Origin of the sequence: Bradyrhizobium pachyrhizi, from assembly GCF_001189245.1 — a bacterium.
GTDB classification, from domain to species: Bacteria; Pseudomonadota; Alphaproteobacteria; order Rhizobiales; family Xanthobacteraceae; genus Bradyrhizobium; species Bradyrhizobium pachyrhizi.
The window spans coordinates 1-2,475 of record NZ_LFIQ01000015.1; the positions used below are offsets into that span (position 1 = coordinate 1).

At 56.7% G+C, this 2,475-nt stretch carries 1 protein-coding gene and 1 pseudogene; both read left to right on the forward strand.

Going from position 1 to position 2,475, the window contains the following annotated elements; genetic code table 11:
- The first annotated feature begins 447 nt into the window (after positions 1-447).
- Positions 448-1,464: a CmcJ/NvfI family oxidoreductase gene (locus AKL29_RS00395; protein ID WP_244481652.1), complete on the forward strand. Its 1,017-nt coding sequence runs from the start codon at positions 448-450 to the stop codon at positions 1,462-1,464.
- Positions 1,465-2,146: 682 nt separating this feature from the next.
- A pseudogene (locus tag AKL29_RS00400) lies at positions 2,147-2,475 on the forward strand (extracellular solute-binding protein); the annotation flags it as partial.

The window sequence follows — 2,475 nt, forward strand, 5'->3', positions numbered from 1 at the left end:
GCGACGCGGCTATTGAGCGCAAGTGCACCGAGGATGCGATGACCTGCTGCGACGGCTTAGCCTCATCGTCAGAGATGTCAGCGTCTTGACGGACAAGAGACGACTACGGACGACCGCATTCCTACAGGGCGCGCACAGTGGACGCGGGCATTCGCTTTGCGTTGTTTCGCCGGCTCGAGCATGTTTGATCGCTCAAGTCGCATGGTTGTCTGATGCTGAACCGATTGGATGACCGGCGTGAGATCGACATCGGACATCCGGACCGCTAAACGCCGATGCAGGCGTCCTCCAAGAGCCGAGCGATGAACATCTGTTTAGTGAGAGACGTTATCGCGAGCTATTTGACCATCCTGGGAACTTGGTTTCGGGCACCGCGATACTTCGTTCACGGCATCACGACCTCACGCTGTCTCGGAGTCCTGAACCTCAAAGGCGGGCTGTCGCCCCGTGCCGGCACAAGGTGCCGGCTCAGTTGCAGAATTTCTGCAAATCTGGCCGGATTATCGCGGCCTTTGGGCGCTGGCTCTGGGTTATAGTTTCGTCAGAAAAAACATGGTGGCACCTAGGGAGAAATCAGCCATGGGAACTGCGAAACGAGCCGCTTCGACAGCGCAAGTAAACCGCGATCAGTTGGAATGCGCGCAAGGTGAAATTGTCTTTTGCCGGCGCGCGCCCGACGAAAAGGCTCCAGAAGTTGTTGTGCCGACGTTCGAAGACCATCCAATGGTCAGCTATGACGTTTCCATTCGCAACGCACGTTCGATCGTGGATGAACTATCCCTCGACAAGGAAGGCTTCACTCTGATTCGCCACAAGACCTCATGTGCGGACGTTCGAGATCCAGAGGTCATGCGCGAGAGGTATCTGGAGGAAATGGTTCCGTTCCTCAAGAGCTACTTCAATGCATCTTGGGTCGTGCCTAGACGGAGCGGTCTTTATATTCGTCGTTCCGAGGGCGCCGGCATTCCCAAAGGAGGTTGGAATAAAGTCTCCGGAGTCAGGCAACCGGGTGCAATGGCTCATGTTGATTTTGCATCGATTGCCGGCCCTGTAGCTGCCGCGGCCGAAAACCAAGTGCAGGGCATTCCGATTCGACCGTATTCCCGGATGATGGTCATTCAAGCTTGGCGTGCTCTCTCGCCGCCGCCGCAGGATTTCCCCTTGGCGTTTTGCGACGCGAGCACCGTTCTCGACAGCGATATCGACGTGTTTGAGTACGTGGCAAATACCCGAAACGAGCCTGGCAGCGCGTTCAAGACTTGCGGCCTTCGCTTTAATCCGGCCCAGCGGTGGTACTATTTCCCGGAAATGGTTGCAGACGAGCTCATTTTATTTAAGGGCTATGATTCGGACGAGCATTACAAGCCGCAGTCACCTCACTCGGCATTTGACGATCGTCGCGCATATCCCAATGCAAAGCCCCGTGAGAGTGTCGAGGCTCGCTTCTTCGTCTACTACGCCTGAATGGCCGAGGTCGCTTTTGTGGTTTCAGTGTTCAAATGAGTCGGTTCGAGGTGCTGGGCGGTTACGCGTCCAGAGCCTGCCCGTTCCTCTAGATTGGCGCATTGCTGGTAAGTGGAGTCTAGACATCATATTCAGTGCCGCAATCAGGGCCTGCGCAATGACCGAGCGCATTAAACGGGCGAGATGAACGACCTAGGTTCGGTGCTGCGCTGTACACCGGCAAGAGGAAGCAAGCGCCTGCGTCCCACCGTCGGCGATGATCTCGTCAGGTTCGGCGGGCCATCGGAAGAACCTCGGGGCGGCCTCGAAACTTCACCGACGGGTGGAAGCAGGCACGCGGCAGCGTCGAGTGCGGCTTCTGCGCCGCATGGCATGTGCATACGCCCGACATTCGGAGCCGGCATAACCTCGTGATCCCGAGGAGCGCCTACGCGCCGCCGGAAGCGACTAATTGTCCAAGTAAGAAGTCGAGCCGGCTCGTCCACGCGCTTGGTCCGCTTTTGATACCTAGCAATAAAAGGGGCCGTCATCTTGCAGGGATCCACCATACGAGAGCCGATTTATGCGGTCTTTCCGCTTCGCCACAATTTATAGTTCCGTGTGTCAGATTGCTTGAGCTAGTCCGATCCTAAACCTCGGCAGGATGACGCTTGAAAGCGTGAGCATCCAAAGGAGACAGGCCATGGGAGTGACACGCAGAGAAGTTCTCCAAAGAGCAGCCGCGCTCAGCCTTGCTTCATCCTTGTCCTCTGAAGTTCACGCAAAAGAAAACCTCACGGCATTGGAGTTCCCAAAGCCGTATGTCGATGCCTCCAAAAAGTTGGCCGAGAAGTGGGACAAGACCGACATCAACTGGGCGGTTCATGTCGGCGGAGGCGCGGCCGCCTTGGGGAAAATCAAGGCCGTATGGCCCAACTCGCCCTATGATCTGATTGGTGAATGGTCGGCGGTATTTCCCGCCATGATCAAGGAGGGGTGGCTAGAGACGGTCACCCTGGCGGATGTGCCTAA